We start from the raw sequence: 20,801 nt of genomic DNA, 5'->3' as shown, positions 1-20,801 counted from the left end.
TAGCAGTCAGTTGTGTCGCTAATGTTGGCATTCCGATTCGTTTTTTTGACAAATTGCGAAGGATTATACGCCCATTTTTATCCGGTGCAAGGCAGAGCGAATGACATTGGGTATCGTCTATAAAATAAAAAACCGCGCAAGTGCGCGGCTTCATCATAGGTACGATGGGATTAACTGCCCAGCGTGGCTACCATCACTGCTTTAATGGTGTGCATGCGGTTTTCTGCTTCATCAAACACGATGGAGTATTCAGATTCGAAGACGTCCTCGGTGACTTCGAGCCCTTTCATGCCGTATTTCTCTGCGACTTCTGCACCAATGGTGGTTTCATCATTGTGAAACGCCGGCAGGCAGTGCATGAATTTGACGTCTGGATTACCTGTGGCTTTGATCATGTCCATATTGACCTGATAAGGCTTCATCATGGCAACACGCTCGTCCCAGGCTTCTTTTGATTCGCCCATGGAAACCCAAACGTCGGTGTAAAGAAAATCACAGCCTTGAACGCCTTCTTCCACGTTTTCTGTCAGAGTAATTTGCGCGCCGGTCTTAGCAGCAATCGCCTGACACTCTTCAACCAGCGCTTCTTCCGGCCAGAACTGGCTTGGGGCAACCAGACGGATGTCCATGCCCATCTTCGCTGCACCCACCATCAGGGAGTTACCCATGTTGTTGCGTGCATCGCCAAGGTAAGCAAACTTCATTTCGGAAAGCTTTTTGCCCTGACCGTGCTCAAGCATAGTGAGGAAATCTGCCAGGATCTGCGTTGGATGGAATTCATCAGTCAGACCATTCCAAACCGGAACACCTGCAAATTGGCCCAGCTCTTCAACAATAGACTGGCCGAAACCGCGATATTGGATGCCGTCATACATACGGCCAAGAACACGCGCAGTGTCTTTCATCGACTCTTTGTGACCGATCTGCGAGCCAGATGGGCCGATATAGGAAACCTGTGCTCCTTGGTCAAAGGCGGCAACTTCGAAGGCACATCGCGTGCGGGTAGAAGCTTTCTCGAAGATCAGGGCAATGTTCTTGCCTTTCAGACGAGGCTGCTCGTAGCCACCGTACTTGGCTTTCTTCAACTCTGCTGACAGATCCAGCAGGTGCGCGATTTCCTTTGGCGTGAAATCCAGCAGCTTGAGAAAGTTCCGGTTACGCAGATTAAATGCCATGTTGAGGTCCCTTTCTAAAAATCCGTTTACTGCGATGTGACTTATATTTTTGTCACTTTGATATTAATCACGATTCTGACCTATTTGTGAGTATTAATTCAACCCCTTTGAATAAATATTTATTTGTGTTTGGTCGACATTTTCCCGGAGAAACGAAAAAAGCCACCTCGCAATGAGGTGGCTCGTTCGATTAAGGAGAGTGGGAGAGTTCGGTTGCTTTTTAAAGCCCTTCGCGTTCGATAGGGCAGCTCATGCAGCGCGCACCGCCACGACCACGGCCAAGTTGGTCGCCCGGGATAGGTAGAACGGTGATGCCCGCTTTGTCGTATTTTTCATTGGTGTACACGTTGCCTTCATAGCCAATCACCACGCCAGGGCGTACAGTCAGCACATTGTTGGCATCGTTCCACTGTTCGCGTTCTGCTTCAAAGCTGTCACCACCGGTAGTGATGATGTTGAGCTGAGGCAACTCCAGCGCTTTTTCGATGGCATGCAGAAAGTAGTCAGCTTCTTTCACTTCCACATCGCCGTTGCCTTTGTTGATAAGACGCCAGCTTTGCAGGTCTTTACGCATCACTTGTGGATACACGGAGAAAGTATCGATATCCATGTGAGTCATCACGGTATCCAAGTGCATGCAGGAGCGGTGCTTTGGTAGGTTAATGGCGATCACCTCTTTTGCCTGACCATGAGCAAACAAGCTGCGTGCCAGCGCTTCCACACCTTGTGGTGTCGTGCGCTCAGACATACCCACCAGAACTGCACCATTGCCGATAACCAGCACATCTCCGCCTTCGACCATGGCATTGTCGTAGTCGCGCTGCTCATCACCAAGGTAAGTGATGAAGTCCTGACCCGCAAACAATGGGTGCCAGCGGTAAATAGCACGCAGGTGGTTGGTTTCACGCTGACGGGCAGGCATCGCCATTGGATTTAAGGACACGCCACCGTAAACCCAGCAAGAGGTATCACGGGTAAACAAGTGGTTCGGCAGTGGGTCGATGATGAAATCCATGCGTTCGTGCATTGCCTGCATCATCGACGCTGAATGGTTTGGAAAGTCGATATAGCTTAAGCCGCCGAGAAGGATGTGTGCCAGCTCTTCGTTACTAAGGCTTTTTAAATAGCTTCTCACATCATGTGCGAACTGGTAACCAAGACGGTATTCGCCCACTTGGGTGTTGAGCAACCAAGCCTTGGCTTCCGACACTTCTAATGTTTGGGCCAGCAGATCGTGCAATAACAGCACTTCAACGCCTTGGTCACGCAGAGTTTGCGCGAATTGATCGTGCTCCTCGCCGGCACGTTCCACCGCAAGTACATCATCAAACAACAGGTCTTTGTAGTTAGATGGCGTAAGGTGGTTTAGCGCTCGTTCTGGTCGATGAAGCATCACACGCTTCAATTGACCGACTTCAGATCCCACATATAGCTGACTCATGATCGTTTCTCTCTTGAATTTTTATTAACCTCCACCGTTTTACTTCGCATGAGTTAGGTTGAAGAGAGCGTTCGCCTCTCTGTCATATCAGTGCGTAGCAGGAACGGTGGGGAAAATGGAGATAAAGCGACAGAATTCTGTATTCGTGGCGTCGGGTAGTAGAGACGCCTGAAAATTTGTCGTAAATCCATTTACCTTTTTGCGTGAGGGCTAACCTTGGTTTGCTCGATCTTCGCCGAGTGTGAAAGCCCGCCATGCATCTATCGGTGCTTATCTATGCGATATAAGTGCACACTATTCCATAATCAGGGGTTTTGGTGGCGCAAGATTGGGTATTTTTAGATATATCCAGCATCTTGTGTTGTTGTTACCCTGTTCTCAAATAATGACAACCTTGTTCGATAAGGTCAATTTTACTTTTAATTAACATGTGGGGGAGTGTGGGAAATTGACGTGGTAAACCATGCCAATCCATGCCATAGTTCTGCCGTTAATTAAGTGCCTGGAGTGATCTGATGTCTTACGCTGACATTATTGAAGAACAAAAAGCGGAAACCCGTGAAATCATTGAAGCCTTGCTGGAAGATGGTAGCGATCCTGATGCGCTGTACACCATTGAGCACCACCTGTCTGCAGACAGCTTTGCAGAGCTTGAAGGCGCGGCAGTAGAAGCGTTCAAAATGGGCTTTGAAGTGCTGGAAGCGGAAGAGCTTGAACTGGAAGACGGCTCCACAGTGATCTGCTTTGATGCAGTGATGGAATCGGCGCTGGATGCAGACCGCATTGACGAACAGGTTGAGAAGCTGGTGAAGCTGGCTGAGAAATTCAGTATCGATTACGACGGCTGGGGCACTTACTTTGAATCGGACGAAGAAGACGCCGAGGAAGAGGGTGAACTGGAAGAAGACGATTAATCATCTTTGCCGAAAAGAAAGCCGGAGCGTTAAAGACTCCGGCTTTTTTGTGTCTGGTAATGGGTGACTTATAGTTTTTTCAGCATCGCGACTTCGCAGTCTGTATGTCCGGTGTTACCAAGTGGAGCATCGACACGTTTAAAGCCGAGTGACTCGTATAGGCGAATAGCTTCTTTCAGGCAGGCCGTCGTTTCTAGATAGCAGCTGTGATAACCCTGACTACGTGCGAACTTCATGGCCATTGCCGCGAGCCTTCTCGCAAAGCCCCGGCCACGAAGTTCAGGGCGGAAATACATTTTCTGTAGTTCGCAAACACCCTCTTCACCCGGCAAAGGCGCAATGCCGCCGCCACCCAAAATTTTCCCATTCTGCTCGACAACCCAATAAGCAGCATTGTCTGCTTTGTAGCTTTCACTCAGTACATCCAGTGTCGGGTCTGCAACGCTGTAGCCTTTGTCAGCAGTCAGGCCATATTCTTCGGATACTTTGCGAATAACAGTAGCAATGGCTGCGTTGTCGGCAGGCTCCAACAGGCGAAGGGTAAAACCTTTCTGGCGTTCGCTTTGCTCCATTGCCCGGTTATAGCGGTGCAGTGATGTGGAAAGGGATTCAATTTCATCGGTATCCAGTTGTTCCAGATACAAGGCGATTTGCTGATTGATCCCAAAGTGATGTTCATCCAGACGCTCTTTACCCACATCAGACAGGGAATAGCGCGGCAGATTGCTGTCTTGGTCGATAGTGGAAGCAACATTGTCGTTGTTGATGAGAATAGCCAGTGTGCGGTTAGCATTGGCGACATCAATATTTAGGCGTTCAGAAAGCTGCTCAGCAGTCAGAGGTTCCTGCTCAAGCTCAATCATCACATGGCATTGCACCGTGGTTAGCCCAGCAGTGCCATAAATGTTATCCAACAATCCGCGATGGCGAAGAAGTTGGCGGACGAGCGATCTGATTTCAACCGGACCTGTAGTCATTGTGTCTCCATTTTACACCGAATGTGTCACTTTCCTTTGTGGCTTACTGTCTTTGGGTAAGTAAGCAGCTCGGAGGTCATTGCTCCGTTTTGCACAAAATCAAGCCTCTTGATTCACACTTGCTTAATTTGGCGATGAGCCTGTCGAGCTTAATGATTATGATGGCAAAAACCATAATAAAACAGTTGGCAAAGGATTGACCATGGAAAACAAAATGACTTTTCACGGCACCGGACGTGAATTTTTTGGTATCTGGATTGTGAATATAATACTGAGCCTTCTGACGCTCGGTATCTATTCAGCTTGGGCAAAAGTACGGACAAAAAAATACTTCTACGGAAACACTGAACTTGCGGGTGATCGCTTTGATTATCATGCCACACCTAAACAAATTCTGATCGGGCGGGCGATTGCGGTTACGGCATTTGTCATCTGGTTTTTGTCCGGTCATTTTTCTCCGCTGTTTTCTAGCATTTTGTTTATTTTGGGTTTAGCTGTGATGCCATGGCTGGCGAGAAACAATGCCCGGTTTAATGCCCGTATGACGAGTTACCGCAATGTCAGGCTGAACTTTACAGGCACCTTGATGGGCGCTTATGCAGCTATTCTAGGCCGGGGTGTTTTGTTGATCCTTACCATCATCGTGTTTGTGACTTTTGCTACCGCGCCCACCAGTGGTTTTATCACTTTCCTTTTTGTTGTTGGTGGACTTACTTCTGTGTTGGTGATGTTTGCATGGATGATGAAAGGCATCGCGAGCTATTTCGCCAATGGCTATGGTTACGGAAAGCTAAAATTTGACGCCACGTTGTCGACAGGCTTTTTTGTCCGCACTTACATCTGGGCCGTGTTTATCTGGATATTGGCTTCTATCGGTGTATTGGCAATAGGCGCATTATTTGTTGTTGTTAGCGGGCAATTTTTCAGTCTCCCAGATATAGGTAGCGCTGAACTTTCGACATTTAATATTGAACATATCGCAACAGCGTTAGGCGCAATGAGTATTATGGTGCTTATGTATTTTATGTTGTTTGCTTCCATGTTGGTTGTGACTGCGTTTATTCACACCCGCACCCGAAATCACGTGTTCAGCCAAATGATGGTTGGTGATAGTGGGGACTACCGTCTGTCTTCAAGAATGAATACCGCGGATTACACGCTGCTCGTTACCACGAACTTCTTCATGCAGGTTTTGACGCTCGGCTTGGCGCGCCCTTGGGTGATGGTTCGCACTGCTCGCTATGTATTGTCAGTAACTGCAGTTCATGGCGACCTTGATGCGCTGAGTGTTTATGAAGATGAAAATGGCGCTAAGTCCGCTGTGGGCGATGAAATGTCACAAGTCTTCGACTTAGATATCGGGATAAACTGATGGTGAAAGGGACAGCGTTTGCGGCAGGTGAGTCAGGCAAGCATGAGGCTGAGCTCTTTGTCATGGGTGAGACCAAAGCGATACTGAGATTCGACGGCAAAACCATTGAATGCCGTTTGGATGAAGTCTCCCGCTCTGAGCGCATTGGTAATCTTCCTTTGCAGCTTCGTTTTCCAGAGGGTGAGCTCTTTATTGCGAATGATGAATCTGACTTGCCCTACTCTTTGCAGGCTAAAAAGCGAGGATGGCTGACACGCCTTGAGAGTAGTAAAACGGCAATTCTTTCTTCCATTGCGGCTGCGCTGCTGTTTCTGGTGGCCTTTTTCTATATTGGCTTGCCTGGGATCAGTAAAGGAATAACCCAGCTTTTACCGGATGAAATTCCGATGGCGGTGGGTGAGCATGTGATGTCTCAGCTCGATGAAAGAATGTTTACTGCTTCCGAACTGGATACCGAACGCCAGCAAGCGCTGAATCAGCGTTTTGATGCGCTGGTTGAAATGCTACCGCCGATGCCTGTCAAACCTAAACTGGTGCTCCGCAATTGGAAACAAGGTCCGAATGCATTTGCTTTAAGTGATGGCACTGTGGTGTTACTCGATCCTTTAGTCAATCTTGCTCAAACTGACGCGCAACTTGAGAGTGTAATACTCCATGAGCTTGGACATGTTTATCACCAGCACGTGATGACGGGACTGGTGCGATCAACCCTGATTTCAGTCTCGGTAGCCGTGATCACTGGTGAAAGCACTGGTGTCATCGACATGATGACAGGCTTGGGTGTACTTGCGGCAACAGCCGGGTATTCAAGGGCAGATGAGGAAGAGTCCGATCAGTTCGCTGCTAAATACCTCAGTGCTATTTATGGTGATGCCAGTGCACAGGCGGAAATGTTTGCCTTGCTTGGCGAGGCTCATCAGACGGAGGGAATGTCGCAATGGCTCAGTTCCCATCCAGACACAGAAAGCCGCATAGAGGCCGCAAACAGCTTCCAGACAGAATGATAAAAGGGCAGCTTACGCTGCCCTTTCTTATTTCCAAACGTGTTCTCTATTAAGCTGCCATTGGATGGTGGTGACATTGCATCATGCTCAGGCGTTCTTTCTTCTGCCATACACGCTCATGGAAGTAGTAAGCCATGGTATTGATACAAGGTTCAATCATTGCCATCACACTGCCAATCAGTACATCACCTGTCAGCAGGTAAGCCACACCAAACGCAACGCTGAAATGTACAACAGCGAAACTTGCTGTTTTACGGCCTGGATGGTTTGTTGCCAGACGCTTCAGTAATTTGTTATCCCACGCTTTTTCGTGGAAGTAGAACGCGACCGTATTGACCATAGGCTCTACCATGGCAATCAAACTACCCAGCAGAATATCGCCAGTCAGGACATACGCGACTGTAAACGCAACGGTAAAGTGAATCACAGCAAAACTTAAGGTCTTTTTCATAACAGTTCCCTCATTCGGTATGACTTCATTATTGCAAATAATTCTCATTTGTAAATGTGGTTTCTGTTGATTGTTTTAATAGGTAAAAACTATTGAATAAGACGGAAGTGAGTAAGGTGTTGCTCGAAGAGAGAAAAAGAGAGGCAAACCCCGGCTTGTGGTAACAAGCCAGGGGAATGGTTCAGGCTATCGCTACCTGTTCTTGAAGTGCAAGATTAAAAGCTTCAAGAGGCATAGGCTTGTAGAACAGGTACCCTTGAGCCATATCGAGACCTGCTGCGACTGCGGCAACGAGCTGTTCCTCGGTTTCTAACCCTTCAATCAACACTTGTTTATTCATTCCTTTCAACATATTTACCATGCCGCCCAGTAATCTTTCTGAACGATCACACTTGCTCAGTCCCCAAGTGAAAATGCGGTCGATTTTGATCACTGAGACGGGAAGATCCAGCAAATAGCCGAAAGATGAATAGCCCGAGCCGAAATCATCCAGATGCAAAGTCCAGTTCTGGCGGTGAAGCATAGTGATGTTGAACTTGGTGTTTTCACCCTGAACAAAGCAGCCTTCAGTGATTTCGAGTGAGATCCGGTCTTTATCGATGCCATATTTTTGCAAGATACCGTTTAGGGTGGGCAGCAACTCCCTTCGGCTTAAAGTGAGCGGGGAGATATTTACCGCAATCTCGGGGAAGTGAGGATTGGCTTCGAGGATCTCACAGGCTGTGCGGAAAACGTAGGTGTCTAATTCGAAACTTAACCCCGCAGCTTCTGCGATAGGCACGAAAACTCCGGGTGACACCTCCCCCAGTTCGGGGTGATCCCATCGAATCAGCGCTTCTGCACCAATGATCCTGTCATCACGCAGGTCTACCTTTGGCTGGAAGACAAGATATAGACGGTTTTCAGCGAGGTCATGGCGCAGCTTATTTATCAGGTTTAAGCGCTCAGTGCAGGCTTTTTCCATACCGTCATCAAAGGTGAGGGTAGAGCCTCGACGTTTGGATTTTGCCTGTTTGAGCGCGATTTCTGCCCGCCTCAATGCCACTTCAATATCGTAGATATCGCCATCATAACTTACGCTGAAAAGCCCAGCGGTCGCGCTGAGATAGAATGTTCCACCGTCCATGCTGAACCGGGTGTCCTGCAAGTTTTGCAACATATTACACAGCTCAGGTTCTTCAAGCTCCGTTGCTACGGCAAATGCATCACTATGAAGTCGGGCCACTATGCTGTTTGCAGGCAAAGCCTGTTGCAGGGTTTTACCAAACACCTTGAGCACACGGTTGCCATATTCAAAACCCAGAGACTCATTGATTTGGTGAAAATCATCAATGTCAATCACTGCCAATGTCAAACGGCCAGTTTGTTTTAACAGTGTGGGCGCCTGGGAGTCGACAAAACCCAAACGGCTATGGAGACCGGTGTTTTCGTCAGTAAACACGGCATCAAAAAGTTGATTGATAAACTTGGTGTTTTCCAGTCCTAAAGCCACATTCTGAATGAATACACTCAATAGCTCTGGATCCAGTTGGTCGAGCAAATTCGTCCTATCGGTCATGATATAAATCACGGCCTTCCAGCGGCTGGGCGTGTCGAGATAAAGGGCGATATTGCCATCCTGAATGACGTTTTTTCCCTCTTTGAATGCTTGGCGAATCACACACTGGGAAGATGGCTCAAGCTCCACACTGTCGAGAGGGTGTCCAAACACCTTTTGGTATTTTTTACTGGCGGCGACAATGATGTGTTCATCTTCTTGCCGTTTGCTGGTGGCGTGACAGTATATTTTTTCAAGCTGCTGAGGGGGATTTAAAGGGCGACTGGAAACACAGAAAATCCCTTCAGAATGAATATCAAACAGGACATTGATTTGCTCCAGAACACCTTCTGTAAAGCTCGCCAGCGATCGCTCCTGAAACTGATTGGCGGCGGAATCCACAATCTTTCTTAGGCCATCACGGCTTTTCTGAATAGATACCAGATTGTGGTAGGAGCGGATAGATGTGCAAAGGGTACTGAATAGTTTGGTCCGGGTAAGTTCGTTTTTGGTTTTGTAATCGTTGATTTCGAAGTTTTCGATCACTGACTCTTCCGGTGCATACCCAGGCTGCCCTGTGCGTAGCACGATCTGTGTCGTGTGGTTGCCTAGCTCGTTACGGATGTAACTGGCCAATCGCAGCCCTGCATCCTCTGTCTCCATCACCACGTCGAGCAACACCACAGCAGTGTCTGGATTTTCCTCAAGAAGTTGCTGTCCTTCGGCGCCGGAGTACGCATGGATGAAGGTCAATGGATACCCAAGAATCGTTACTTTGTTCAGCGCCAACGTGGTGGCCTGATGCATGGAAGTTTCGTCATCAATGATGGCGATCTTCCAACTTCGTCCTGCATTTACCGATGGCTTCGAAGGCGTAGATGGTCCATCGATGATATTGATTTTAAAGTCACTCATTGTCCACCTTCAGCTTGTTGAATGGATGCCGGAATAGAAATATCAAAAACGGCACCGTTATCGTTGTATACCTTGATGTCTCCTTGAAGCATGTTGACCACAATGCTGTAGACGATGTGCATGCCCATTCCCGAACCGCCTTTGCCAAGGCGGGTGGTGTAAAAAGGTTCAAAGATACGCTTGAGCCCCTCACCGGAAAGCCCTTTACCTGAATCACGGTACAGCCAACGGATACGTCCATCTTCACGGACTAACGTCAGAGAAATTTCTCCCTGACCATCTTGGTCAAAACCGTGGAGGATGGAGTTGTTAAACAGGTTGGTAAACACCTGTCCTATCGGCCCGGGGTAACTGCTCATGACTAAATCTTCTTCTGCGTGCAAGGAGAACTGAATCGGCCGGTTTTTGATTTGGTGGTGCAGGGTGCTATAAACCTCGCGCATCAAGGTACCCAGCTCAAACTCGCGCAATTGCTCACTGGTTTGGTCGTTGGCGACTTGCTTGAAGCTGTTGATGAGCTCTGACGCTCTTTGTAATGAGCGATTCATTACGCTGTAGGCATCGGCACTGTGTGATTCAAAGTTGTCGAGATCTTCCCGTCGGATTTCTCCGGTTTTGAGCTTTTCCAAAAATGAAAGGTGCTCGGTTTCCAGCGTGCTTGCCATGGTCACTGAAATTCCAAGTGGCGTATTGATTTCGTGGGAAACCCCCGCTACAAGGCTGCCAAGGGAAGAAAGTTTCTCTGTTTCAATGAGCTTATCCTGCGCTGACTTAAGGCTCTCCAACATCTCTGTCAGTTGTTCTTTGTCGCGTTTCAGAGCTTCTTTTTGGTTAGCATTTTCTATCTGCAGTTGGTCGAGTCGGGAAAGGCCGACCTGGAAGTTTTTCAGGCTCAGGGTGATTCGTCCCAGTTCATTGTCTTCAATGTCTTCGAAAGGGATATTGCGATGACCCAGACGCAGTGCCTGAATGGTTGTGTTGATTTTCTCCAGTGGCCTGAACAATGAACGCTGGAAAAAGAGGACAATGAATGCCAGCAAAACAGTCGCGAAAACAGTGACAAATATAAGAAGGTACATGGACTTATTGGCTATGTTGCGTAGCCCGTGAGATTCTTCAATCAATAGGCTGTCCGACTGGTCAGCCATCTTGTTGAGTAGTGTCTTCATGTCCAGAAAGATGCCTCGCTCCAACGCAATAACCGCTTTCAGTGCACGTTGTCGGGCAGTGTTGTCGTGGTGTTTGAAGACGTTATTGGCAATTCCGAAGAATCTGGCAAAGTGCCATTCAATGCGCTTTAGCTGCTCGAGAATGCTGGGGTCGCTCGTTGCATCAGAAAGCGATTGTATGTAGTACTTGAACTCCTCTGCATTGGCGATGAAGCGTTTTTCAGCTAACGGGTAGCCGAGCAGATAAATATCTAAATCAGATTTCATATCCTGCATTTCATCGAGTAACTCTAGATCGTATCGATGTAAGGAAGCGAAGTCGTTATGGAATGCCTGAAGATCGCTTTGATTGTTAATGAAGGTATGGAGCTTATCGAGAAGCACTTCAAGTGGTTGACTTGTTGAGTTGATGAGAGAGCGGGCACGTTGCTCTGCTGTGGGGTCGAATACGTTAAAGACGCTTTCTTGCGAGAGTGACAGAAAGGCCTGATGTAGCGCGCGCAACTCTGCAATGTCCTGGCTGATGGCCTGATCTTTCGAGACGCTGAGGTCTTGCTTGTGTTTGACGAAAGTCTCCAGATGTTGAAGAAAGGCTGCGTGACCTTCCTCATCTTCCTCTTCCACATACCGCATCAGATTGAACAGCATTTCGCTAAGCTCATCCACCATGTGTATGGTGTTGATGGTATTGGGAAGTGCCTTATCTAACAGCGCATCAGTACTGCTTCGGGTATTAAGCGCGACCCAAACAGTCAGAGATGACACGGTGAGTAAGAGAACCGTTAGTGTTATCAGGCTGAGGTGCAGCCTGAATGCGATTGAATTCATTTCTACGTTTCATTGGTTGCAGAATAGCGTTCTATAAAGCGTAGTAATGGATTTCGACGCGAATGTTAAAGCTGCTCATCAATTGCGGCGCATGTCACTTTTATGCATCAAATTGTTGATGAATTTAACAGGGTTGGCGGGTAGAGAGAAAAGAAAACGGGCCTTCCGTTGGAAGACCCGTTTGTGAGCGTAAGTTCCGCGTGAGATTACAGTGCAGCGATAACTGCTTTCTGCTCTTCCAGCTTAGTTAGGGTTTCTGCGTAACCGTCCAGCTTCGCACGCTCAGCAGCAACAACCGCTTCAGGAGCTTTCGCCACGAAACCTTGGTTATTCAGCTTGCCTTCAACGCGTTTGATTTCACCCTGGGTCTTGGCAATTTCTTTGTCCAGACGAGCCAGCTCGGCGTCTTTATCAATCAGACCTGCCATTGGGATCATCAGGGTAGATTTACCAACAAGTGCGGTTGCACATGCCGGTGTTTCTTCGCCTGCTTCCAAAATGCGGATGCCTTCCAGCTTCGCCAGTGACATCAGAACCTGCTTGCTTGCTTCAACACGCGCAGCATCTTTCTCGTCAGCGGCTTTCAGCATCACATCCAGAGGTTTGCTCGGTGCGATGTCATATTCAGCGCGCAGGTTACGGATGGCAGTGATGAAACCTTTCACCCACTCGATATCAGCCAGTGCTGCTTCATCGAACTGTGCTTCGTCATACTGTGGCAGTGCCTGCAGCATGATGGTGTCACCTTCAACACCGTCTACCAGTGGCTTCACGCTCTGCCAGATAGATTCAGTGATGTAAGGCACAACTGGGTGCGCCAGTCGCAGTGTCTTCTCAAGCACGTTGATCAGCGTGTGACGGGTCGCGCGCTGTTGTGCTTCAGTGCCTTTCCACAGAACAGGTTTGGTCAGCTCCAGATACCAGTCGCAGAATTGGTTCCAGATGAATTCGTACAGGGTGTTCGATGCCATATCCAGACGGAAGTTTTCGATATGCGCGTTGAACTCTTTTGCTGCCAGTTGGAATTGAGATTCGATCCACTTATCAGCCAGTGAGAACTCCATCTCACCGCCTTGCATGCCGCAATCCTGATCTTCTGTGTTCATCAGCACGTAACGGCTTGCGTTCCAGAGCTTGTTACAGAAGTTGCGGTAACCCTCAAGACGCTTCATGTCCCAGTTGATGTCACGACCTGTTGAAGCCATGGCAGCCAGAGTGAAGCGCAGTGCGTCGGTACCGTAGGCTTCGATACCATTTTCGAACGTCTTACGGGTGTTCTTTTCGATCTTCGCCGCCAGTTGTGGCTGCATCATGTTACCGGTACGTTTTTCTACCAGTGACTCTAAGTCGATACCGTCGATCATGTCGATCGGGTCAAGTACGTTACCTTTAGATTTCGACATCTTGTCGCCGTTTTCGTCACGGATCAGACCCGTTACGTAAACAGTCTTGAATGGCACTTGTGGCTTGCCATCTTCATCTTTCATGAAGTGCATGGTCATCATGATCATGCGCGCAACCCAGAAGAAGATAATGTCGAAACCGGTTACCAGTACATCAGTCGGGTGGAAGGTTTTCAGTTCTGGCGTTTCTTGTGGCCAGCCCAGTGTACCGAATGTCCACAGTGCAGATGAGAACCAGGTATCCAGAACGTCATCGTCCTGACGCAGCACAACAACTGGAGCAAGACCGTTCTTCTCACGTACTTCTTCTTCTGTACGACCTACGTAAACGTTGCCGTCGTTGTCATACCAAGCAGGGATGCGGTGACCCCACCACAGTTGACGGGAGATACACCAGTCTTGAATGTCACGCATCCACGAGAAGTACATGTTCTCGTATTGCTTAGGCACGAACTGGATGTCGCCGTTTTCAACCGCTTCAACCGCAGGCTGAGCCAGCGTCGCAGTGCGAACATACCATTGGTCAGTCAGCATTGGTTCGATAACCACGCCACCACGGTCGCCGTAAGGAACAGTCAGGTCGTGATCTTTGATTTCGTCCAGCAGGCCCAGTTCTTCGAACTCAGCAACGATCGCTTTACGTGCAGCGAAACGCTCCATGCCACGGTATTTCTCTGGCAGGTCAGTGCTGTATACATCGCTCGCTTCGCCGTTGGTGTTGAACACTTCGGCTGCGTCGCGGATGTCTGCGTTGAACGTGAGGATGTTGATCATTGGCAGCTGGTGACGCTTGCCAACTTCGTAGTCATTGAAGTCATGCGCAGGGGTGATCTTCACACAACCTGTGCCTTTCTCCATGTCAGCGTGTTCGTCGCCCACGATTGGAATGCGGCGGTCAACGATTGGCAGGATGATTTCTTTACCGATGAGATCTTTGTAACGCGGATCTTCTGGGTTAACAGCTACACCGGTGTCGCCCAGCATGGTTTCTGGACGGGTAGTTGCTACCACGATGTAGTCTTTACCGTCTGCGGTTTTAACGCCGTCAGCCAGTGGGTAACGGAAGTGCCACATGTGACCTTTCACGTCCTTATTTTCCACTTCCAGATCGGAAATAGCCGTGTGCAGTTTCGGGTCCCAGTTAACCAGACGCTTGCCGCGGTAGATCAGGTCATCTTCATACAGACGTACAAACACTTCCTGAACAGCAGCGTAAAAGCCATCATCCATGGTGAAGCGCTCACGATCCCAGTCTACAGACGCACCCAGACGGCGCAGCTGCTTGGTGATTGTGCCACCGGATTCGCCTTTCCACTCCCAGATCTTGTCGATGAAAGCGTCACGGCCGTAGTCGTGCTTGGTTTTGCCTTCTTCTGCCGCGATCTTGCGCTCAACAACCATTTGGGTCGCGATACCTGCGTGGTCAGTACCGACCTGCCAAAGGGTGTTTTTGCCTTTCATGCGCTCACAGCGGATCAGGGTATCCATGATGGTGTCCTGAAACGCATGGCCCATGTGCAGGCTGCCCGTGACGTTGGGTGGTGGAATCATGATGCTGTAAGCAGCTTTTGATGTATCACCGTGAGGCTTGAAGTAGCCAGCCTCTTCCCAGCGCTGGTACAGCGCCTTTTCAATTGATGTTGGGTTGTATGTCTTTTCCATAGCGCTCTTGATGGACTGATTTAATAGGACATTTCTTCAATGGCGAGGGTACGCATTTGACGCCCCGCCATGCGGTAAATTTTGTAGCGTTCCCGAGCCTGTTGCTTGAGAGCTTCTTCGCAAGGCACGAAGTCTACCACTTGTGCAAAGGAAGGCGCAAAAGTTGCTGCTTCTTGCGCCAGATTTATTAGCACTTGGCGGTGGCCAGCATGGCGTACACCCGGCCAACCAATTTCAACCTGTGCTCCTCCCCGTGGACCTTCGCCAACGAGGTTATGAGGCACAAAGTGTTCCGTGGTTTGCTGAAAGAGCCGTTCATCGATTGCTTCGGCTTGTTTTCTATCTTCAGCCATGATGAACGCTTTCATACCTTGCTGACAGAAAAGGGCAGAGAGCTGACTAACCTTGTCCAACATTTGTTGTGTTGGTTGGTCTTGCGATTCATCCAGTAAGTAGAAGGTCGCCATGCCTGTCATCGATTTCCCTCTTTAGCCATTTTTTCGGTATTGATAACACCATTGTGTTCGGCTCAGTGTGCGGTGAGTTGCTCACACTCGCAACAAAAAGCAGCAACAAAAAAGGAGGCCGAGGCCTCCTTTTCTCTTTGTGCAGTTTTACTCTGCGACTTCAAGGCCAGAACGGTTCAGAAGGAACTGGACCAGCAATGGGACAGGACGACCTGTTGCGCCTTTGTTCTGCCCGCCTTTGAACGAAGTACCGGCTACATCGAGGTGTGCCCAGTTGTACTTCTTCGCGAAACGTGACAGGAAACAACCCGCAGTGATGGTACCGCCACCAGGGCCACCGATGTTTGCCATATCAGCAAACGGGCTCTTGAGTTGCTCTTGGTACTCTTCTGTCATCGGTAGACGCCACGCACGGTCACCCGCTTGCTCTGACGCATTGACGATTTCGTGTGCCAGTGGGTTGTGGTTAGAAATCAGACCGCTAATGTGGTGGCTCAGTGCCACGATACATGCACCGGTCAGGGTCGCCACATCAATCACACACTCTGGCTCGTAACGCTCAACGTAAGTCAGGGCGTCACAAAGTACCAAGCGGCCTTCTGCGTCAGTGTTGAGTACTTCAACAGTTTGGCCTGACATAGTGGTCACGATATCACCTGGGCGGTATGCGTTGCCATCGGGCATGTTTTCACAGCCTGCTAGTACCCCAACCACGTTGATAGGCAGATCCAGCTTCGCCAGAGATTTCATTGCACCGAATACAGAAGCAGCACCACACATGTCGTACTTCATTTCGTCCATGTTAGCAGGCGGCTTCAATGAGATACCGCCTGCATCGAACGTTAGGCCTTTACCTACCAGAATGATTGGTTTTGCATCTGGGTCTGGGTGACCTTTGTACTCCATGATGGACATCATGGACTCGTTTTTCGAGCCTTGGCCTACAGCAAGGTAAGAGGTCATGCCCAGCTCTTTCATTTCTTGCTCGCCAATGATCTTGGTGCTGACTTTTTCAAAGTCATCCGCCAGACGGCGCGCTTGAGAAGCAAGGTACGCTGGGTTTGCAACGTTTGGTGGCATGTTGCCAAGGTCTTTACATGCGTTCACACCGGAAGCAACCGCAAGACCGTGTGCAATTGCGCGCTCACCCAGATTCAGTTCACGACGTGTTGGTACGTTGAACACCAGTTTACGCAGCGGACGGCGGGTTTCTGGCTTCACGCTCTTGAACTGGTTGAAGGTGTACAGGCTGTCTTTGGTGCTCTCAACCGCTTGGCGCACTTTCCAGTAGGTGTCGCGACCTTTGACGTGCAATTCAGTCAGGAAGCAAACCGCTTCCATTGAGCCCGTTTCGTTCAGCGTGTTGATGGTGTTTTTGATGATTTCTTTGTATTGGCGCTCACCGAGTTCACGCTCTTTACCACAACCAACCAGAAGCACACGCTCAGACAGCACATTAGGAACGTGGTGCAATAGCAGCATCTGGCCAGGCTTTCCTTCGAGGTCACCACGGCGCAGCAGGCTACTGATGTAACCGTCACTGATTTTATCAAGTTGTTCTGCCACTGGTGACAGGCGGCGTGGTTCAAACACACCTACAACGATACATGCACTGCGCTGTTTCTCGGGACTCCCGCTTTTTACACTGAACTCCATGCGTACTCCTACATCCTAAAGACAAGTGAGGCTAAATGTTGGATAATGCCCGCTTTATCGGAACTCGAAACTGTGTTCGACGTAAATTTCATTAAGCAGGCCAACACTTGGCCGAAAGATTAAAAAATAACTAATTTACCGAAAAACTATAGCGATTCGAGTAAAAAAACAAGTTTTCTAAAGGTAAAACGCCGTGATTATTGTTCGGTATTTGATCCGAGAAACAGTGAAAACGCAACTTGCGGTGCTGTTTGTGCTATTTCTGGTCTTTTTTAGCCAGAAATTTATCCGAGTGCTGGCCAACGCTACAGATGGCTCAATTCCGGGCAGTGATGTGTTAACTCTTGTCGGGTTGTACATGCCGTCGATGGGCATGTTGATGCTGCCGCTCAGCCTCTATATCGGTATTTTGATTACTTTTGGGCGTTTGTACGCAGAAAGTGAAATTACCGTCATGAATGCGACGGGTATCGGAAACAAGTTTTTGATCCGTGCGGCGCTGTATTTGGCGGTGATTACCGGTACGGTGGCGGCCTTCAACGCCTTATGGTTAACGCCATGGGCAAATGACAAAGAAATCAAAGTGATGGAAACGCTCGAGGCGGATACAGGTCTTGAGCTTTTGGTGCAGGGGCAAATCCAAACCACGCCAGATGGACAGGCTGTGGTTTTTGTCAGCGAGATCACCGGAGAAGGCAAAGATCTCCATAAAGTCTTTATTGCACAACCTGTACCTCGCGGCACCTTGCGCCCCAACGTTGTTGTGGCAGAGAAAGGTTATATCTCAGAATTACCTGATGGACGTCAGGTGCTCGACCTGAATGGCGGTATGCGCTATGAAGGTGTGCCCACCTTACTCGATTACACGGTGACAGATTACGAGAACTATCAGGTGCTGATTGGTCAGCGTGAAGTGCGTCAGAAACATCGTGATTGGGATGCAGTCCCTACCCAGGTGTTGCTCAACGAACCTTCAGCACGTGCTCAGGCTGAACTTCAGTGGCGTATCTCTCTGGTGCTATGTATCCCGCTGATGACCATGATTGTGGTCCCGCTTTCGGCGGTGAATCCGCGTCAGGGACGTTTCGCAAAACTCTTCCCTGCGGTGTTAATTTATCTGGCTTACTTCCTTTCTATCAGTGCGGCGAAATCTGCGGTGGAGGAAGGCAAGTTGCCACCTGAGATTGGTCTTTGGAGTGTAAATATATTGGCGTTGCTGGTGGCGTTAATGCTGATCAGTTGGGATAGCTTGCCAATGCGTAAACTGAAATACCGATTGAGGAGAGCGGCCTAATGTTTAAGATCCTCGACCTTTATATAGGCCGCACTATTATCGCCACAACAACCTTGTGTCTTGCGACACTGGTTGGCCTGTCCGCCATCATCAAGTTTGTTGAGCAGCTGCGTTCAGTGGGTGAAGGGACCTTCACCATGATGACGGCGATTCAGTACGTGCTACTCAGTATGCCGCGCGATATTGAAATGTTCTTCCCAATGGCTGTGCTTTTGGGGGCTTTGATTGGATTGGGCACGCTGGCTTCAAGCTCTGAGCTTGTGGTGATGCAAGCGGCGGGCTTTTCTAAGTTGGATATCGGCCTGTCGGTACTGAAAACCGCCATGCCTCTGATGCTGGTGGTACTGGCGCTGGGGCAGTGGGGCGCGCCTGATGCTCAGAAAGCCGCGCGTGAACTTCGCGCCTTCGCTAAATCTGGCGGTAATGTGATGTCGGTGAGAACCGGCGTATGGGCAAAAGACGGGGCAGACTTCATCTATATTGCGCGTACTGATCAGAAAGAATCACTGACGGGTGTGAATATCTGGAAGTTCGATGACACTCAAAACCTGCAGGCTCAGGTTTTCGCAGAGCAAGCTAAATACCTGGATAAAGACAGTTGGATGCTGGAGAAAGTGACAGTGACGCACTTCGATGGCCCGGTGAGGATCAGTGAAACCAAAGAGGCAGAACTGGCATGGAAAACCACACTGACGCCAGAAAAGCTGGCGATTGTAACGGTAAAACCTGAAGAGCTCTCTCTCAGTGGTGTCTACAGTTATGTGGATTACCTGAAAGCATCAGAGCAAGATGCTTCCCGCTACGAGCTGGCGTTATGGCGTAAAGCACTTCAGCCATTATCGATTGGTGTGATGATGCTGTTGGCGCTTAGCTTTGTCTTCGGGCCGTTGCGTTCGGTGACCATGGGGGCGAGGGTATTATCCGGCGTGATCTTTGGTTTCGCCTTCTATATATCTAATGAAGTCTTTGGCCCGATGACACTGGTCTACAAGCTGCCGCCATTTGTTGGCGCGGTGGCACCGAGTTTGGCTTTTATCGGCGTGACGCTTTATCTGCTTAACCGAAAACTCTGACAAAAGACGATATCAGACTGTAAAACAAGAGAGGGAGCCTGTTGGCTCCCTCTTTATTATCAGCATCCTTACGAATTATTTAATCGTATCGACTTTAATAACCTGACTGTTGGAGAAGTGATCCTGAAACGCGCGGTTGTTTCGGTCAAACAGAGCCAGCAGGTTGCCAATACCTAAGCAAGAAGTTGCCATTCGGATAAGGGCTTGGGTAAAGGTGATGTTCCCACCAAACTCACTGATGACTTTAAGCTTCCATGCTTTCATCCCAACTGTCTGTCCTGCTCGGGTCCAGAAGTAACCATAAAAGCCAGCTGCAATAGCAAACACATAGATAGTAAAGAAAGGACTGATAGCCGGGTTGCGTGTCAGATAATCGCTGACATCTTCATAGCCATCAATAGAAAGTCCCAGCTGCACAGCAATAGCCACGGCACCGACGACTAATGCGATTGCCAGCATCTCCACAGCGATGAGTACAAGAAAGTCATAAAGCCAGGCGCCGAAGCGGCGGAAAAAGCTAGCGCCCTTGGGTACGCTGTACTGTGTCGATGATTGAGCCATTGTTCTGTCCTAGAAATGAGTACTGTGTGTAGTTTACCAGCCTAATCGGCAGTGTTGAATGCGTAAAAATAGGCCAGATAGTGCGTGTTTATAGCACTGTGGTGAAAAAAGAACCGATCGAGAAGGTTTTGTGAATTATAGGCTTGCTTCAACCCATTGCTTGCGTATAATTGCTCGCACTTGCCCGGGTGGCGAAATTGGTAGACGCAGCGGATTCAAAATCCGCCGGTGAATAACTGTGCCGGTTCAAGTCCGGCCCCGGGCACCAATTTCCGGAAAAGCCCCAGTCGAAAGACTGGGGCTTTTTTCGTTATATGCTTTTCTGTTACCACGCCAAAAACTCCTCTTTATTACTTTCTTTTACTCTAACCCCTATTTAATGATGCTTTGTTCCCTATCTCTTCCGTTCTAATTACCAGTGATAAGAAAAAGCTCGATGATTATTGGGCTCATCAGCGACTTCTTAAACACAATCCCTACTGTGTATAGGGATGAAGGCGTGCTTCATTTCATTTTTCTTTACGCTTTTAGGGCGAAAGTTGCTGTATAAATACTCATTTTTGCCGTTTTTGCTGGCTTTGTGACCATTTAAATCGATTTTTGAAAATTATTTGGTTTTTGCTATTGCCAACTGAAGTGAACTCTCTATAATGCGCCTCATCGACACGGCAAGCGGCTCGCAGAGCAAGCTACCAAGTCAACGTTCTTTAACAATTTGACCTATGCAATCTGTGTGGGCACTCGTAATTGATAGACAAAAGATTTATCGATGTTTACTGAGTGACCAAACGAAAACTCTTCGGAGTTATCGGCACAGTCAATTCGTTCTGCTCTTTCTTTACTTTGTAGAGAGGGGTTAGAACACAACAGTATTTCATCGAGCCAAAAACTTTAATTGAAGA

General features: G+C 48.8%; 15 protein-coding genes and 1 tRNA gene. 6 read left to right on the top strand and 10 right to left on the bottom strand.

The window, feature by feature from the left end:
- Positions 1-170: 170 nt before the first annotated feature.
- On the bottom strand, positions 171-1,175 hold the full coding sequence (argF, locus tag D515_RS07950) for an ornithine carbamoyltransferase (protein WP_002537621.1): 1,005 nt from the start codon (positions 1,173-1,175) through the stop codon (positions 171-173).
- 220 nt (positions 1,176-1,395) lie between these two features.
- Complete coding sequence (gene arcA / locus D515_RS07945; protein ID WP_002537620.1) at positions 1,396-2,616, bottom strand: arginine deiminase; 1,221 nt, start codon at positions 2,614-2,616, stop codon at positions 1,396-1,398.
- A gap of 515 nt (positions 2,617-3,131) precedes the next feature.
- On the opposite strand from arcA, the gene rraB reads away from it, so the two are divergent.
- Entirely contained in the window at positions 3,132-3,530 is a 399-nt protein-coding gene (gene rraB / locus D515_RS07940; protein WP_002537618.1) for a ribonuclease E inhibitor RraB, read from the top strand.
- Between the two features lie 68 nt (positions 3,531-3,598).
- Here the strand turns inward: rraB and D515_RS25230 are convergent, their stop codons facing one another.
- Positions 3,599-4,507 (bottom strand): bifunctional helix-turn-helix transcriptional regulator/GNAT family N-acetyltransferase, encoded by a 909-nt coding sequence (locus D515_RS25230; RefSeq protein WP_002537616.1) that lies wholly within the window; start codon positions 4,505-4,507, stop codon positions 3,599-3,601.
- Positions 4,508-4,709: 202 nt separating this feature from the next.
- Between D515_RS25230 and D515_RS07930 the strand changes: the two genes are divergently transcribed.
- Complete coding sequence (locus D515_RS07930; protein ID WP_002537615.1) at positions 4,710-5,879, top strand: YjgN family protein; 1,170 nt, start codon at positions 4,710-4,712, stop codon at positions 5,877-5,879.
- Complete coding sequence (locus tag D515_RS07925) at positions 5,879-6,883, top strand: M48 family metallopeptidase (protein WP_002537614.1); 1,005 nt, start codon at positions 5,879-5,881, stop codon at positions 6,881-6,883. Before D515_RS07930 ends, D515_RS07925 begins: the two co-directional genes overlap by 1 nt.
- 49 nt (positions 6,884-6,932) lie before the next feature.
- Here D515_RS07925 and D515_RS07920 read toward each other — a convergent pair whose 3' ends face one another.
- The 6 genes from D515_RS07920 to pepA all read right to left on the bottom strand — a co-directional run bounded on the left by D515_RS07920 (position 6,933) and on the right by pepA (position 16,971).
- Positions 6,933-7,334: a DUF2061 domain-containing protein gene (locus D515_RS07920; RefSeq protein ID WP_002537612.1), complete on the bottom strand. Its 402-nt coding sequence runs from the start codon at positions 7,332-7,334 to the stop codon at positions 6,933-6,935.
- A gap of 181 nt (positions 7,335-7,515) precedes the next feature.
- Positions 7,516-9,786, bottom strand: a complete 2,271-nt coding sequence (locus D515_RS07915) for an EAL domain-containing protein (RefSeq protein WP_083939852.1) — start codon at positions 9,784-9,786, stop codon at positions 7,516-7,518.
- Entirely contained in the window at positions 9,783-11,783 is a 2,001-nt protein-coding gene (locus tag D515_RS07910; RefSeq protein WP_002537609.1) for a sensor histidine kinase, read from the bottom strand. The genes D515_RS07915 and D515_RS07910 overlap by 4 nt, the downstream gene beginning before the upstream one ends.
- 206 nt (positions 11,784-11,989) lie before the next feature.
- Positions 11,990-14,848 (bottom strand): valine--tRNA ligase, encoded by a 2,859-nt coding sequence (locus tag D515_RS07905; RefSeq protein WP_002537608.1) that lies wholly within the window; start codon positions 14,846-14,848, stop codon positions 11,990-11,992.
- A gap of 20 nt (positions 14,849-14,868) precedes the next feature.
- A complete protein-coding gene (locus D515_RS07900; protein WP_002537607.1) occupies positions 14,869-15,324 on the bottom strand; it encodes a DNA polymerase III subunit chi in 456 nt (151 codons plus the stop codon).
- A 138-nt stretch (positions 15,325-15,462) separates the two neighbouring features.
- On the bottom strand, positions 15,463-16,971 hold the full coding sequence (gene pepA / locus D515_RS07895; RefSeq protein WP_002537606.1) for a leucyl aminopeptidase: 1,509 nt from the start codon (positions 16,969-16,971) through the stop codon (positions 15,463-15,465).
- Positions 16,972-17,164: 193 nt separating this feature from the next.
- Here pepA and lptF point away from each other — a divergent pair, with 193 nt between their 5' ends.
- On the top strand, positions 17,165-18,265 hold the full coding sequence (gene lptF / locus D515_RS07890; protein WP_039849768.1) for an LPS export ABC transporter permease LptF: 1,101 nt from the start codon (positions 17,165-17,167) through the stop codon (positions 18,263-18,265).
- A complete protein-coding gene (gene lptG / locus D515_RS07885; protein ID WP_002537604.1) occupies positions 18,265-19,338 on the top strand; it encodes an LPS export ABC transporter permease LptG in 1,074 nt (357 codons plus the stop codon). Before lptF ends, lptG begins: the two co-directional genes overlap by 1 nt.
- 75 nt (positions 19,339-19,413) lie before the next feature.
- Here the strand turns inward: lptG and D515_RS07880 are convergent, their stop codons facing one another.
- Positions 19,414-19,899: an RDD family protein gene (locus D515_RS07880; protein ID WP_002537602.1), complete on the bottom strand. Its 486-nt coding sequence runs from the start codon at positions 19,897-19,899 to the stop codon at positions 19,414-19,416.
- A 182-nt stretch (positions 19,900-20,081) separates the two neighbouring features.
- On the opposite strand from D515_RS07880, the gene D515_RS07875 reads away from it, so the two are divergent.
- A tRNA-Leu gene (locus D515_RS07875) sits at positions 20,082-20,167 on the top strand.
- Positions 20,168-20,801: the final 634 nt, after the last annotated feature.

Origin of the sequence: Grimontia indica, assembly GCF_000333895.2 — a bacterium.
GTDB lineage: Bacteria > Pseudomonadota > Gammaproteobacteria > Enterobacterales > Vibrionaceae > Enterovibrio > Enterovibrio indicus.
This window is presented reverse-complemented; position numbering and strand designations above follow the sequence as displayed.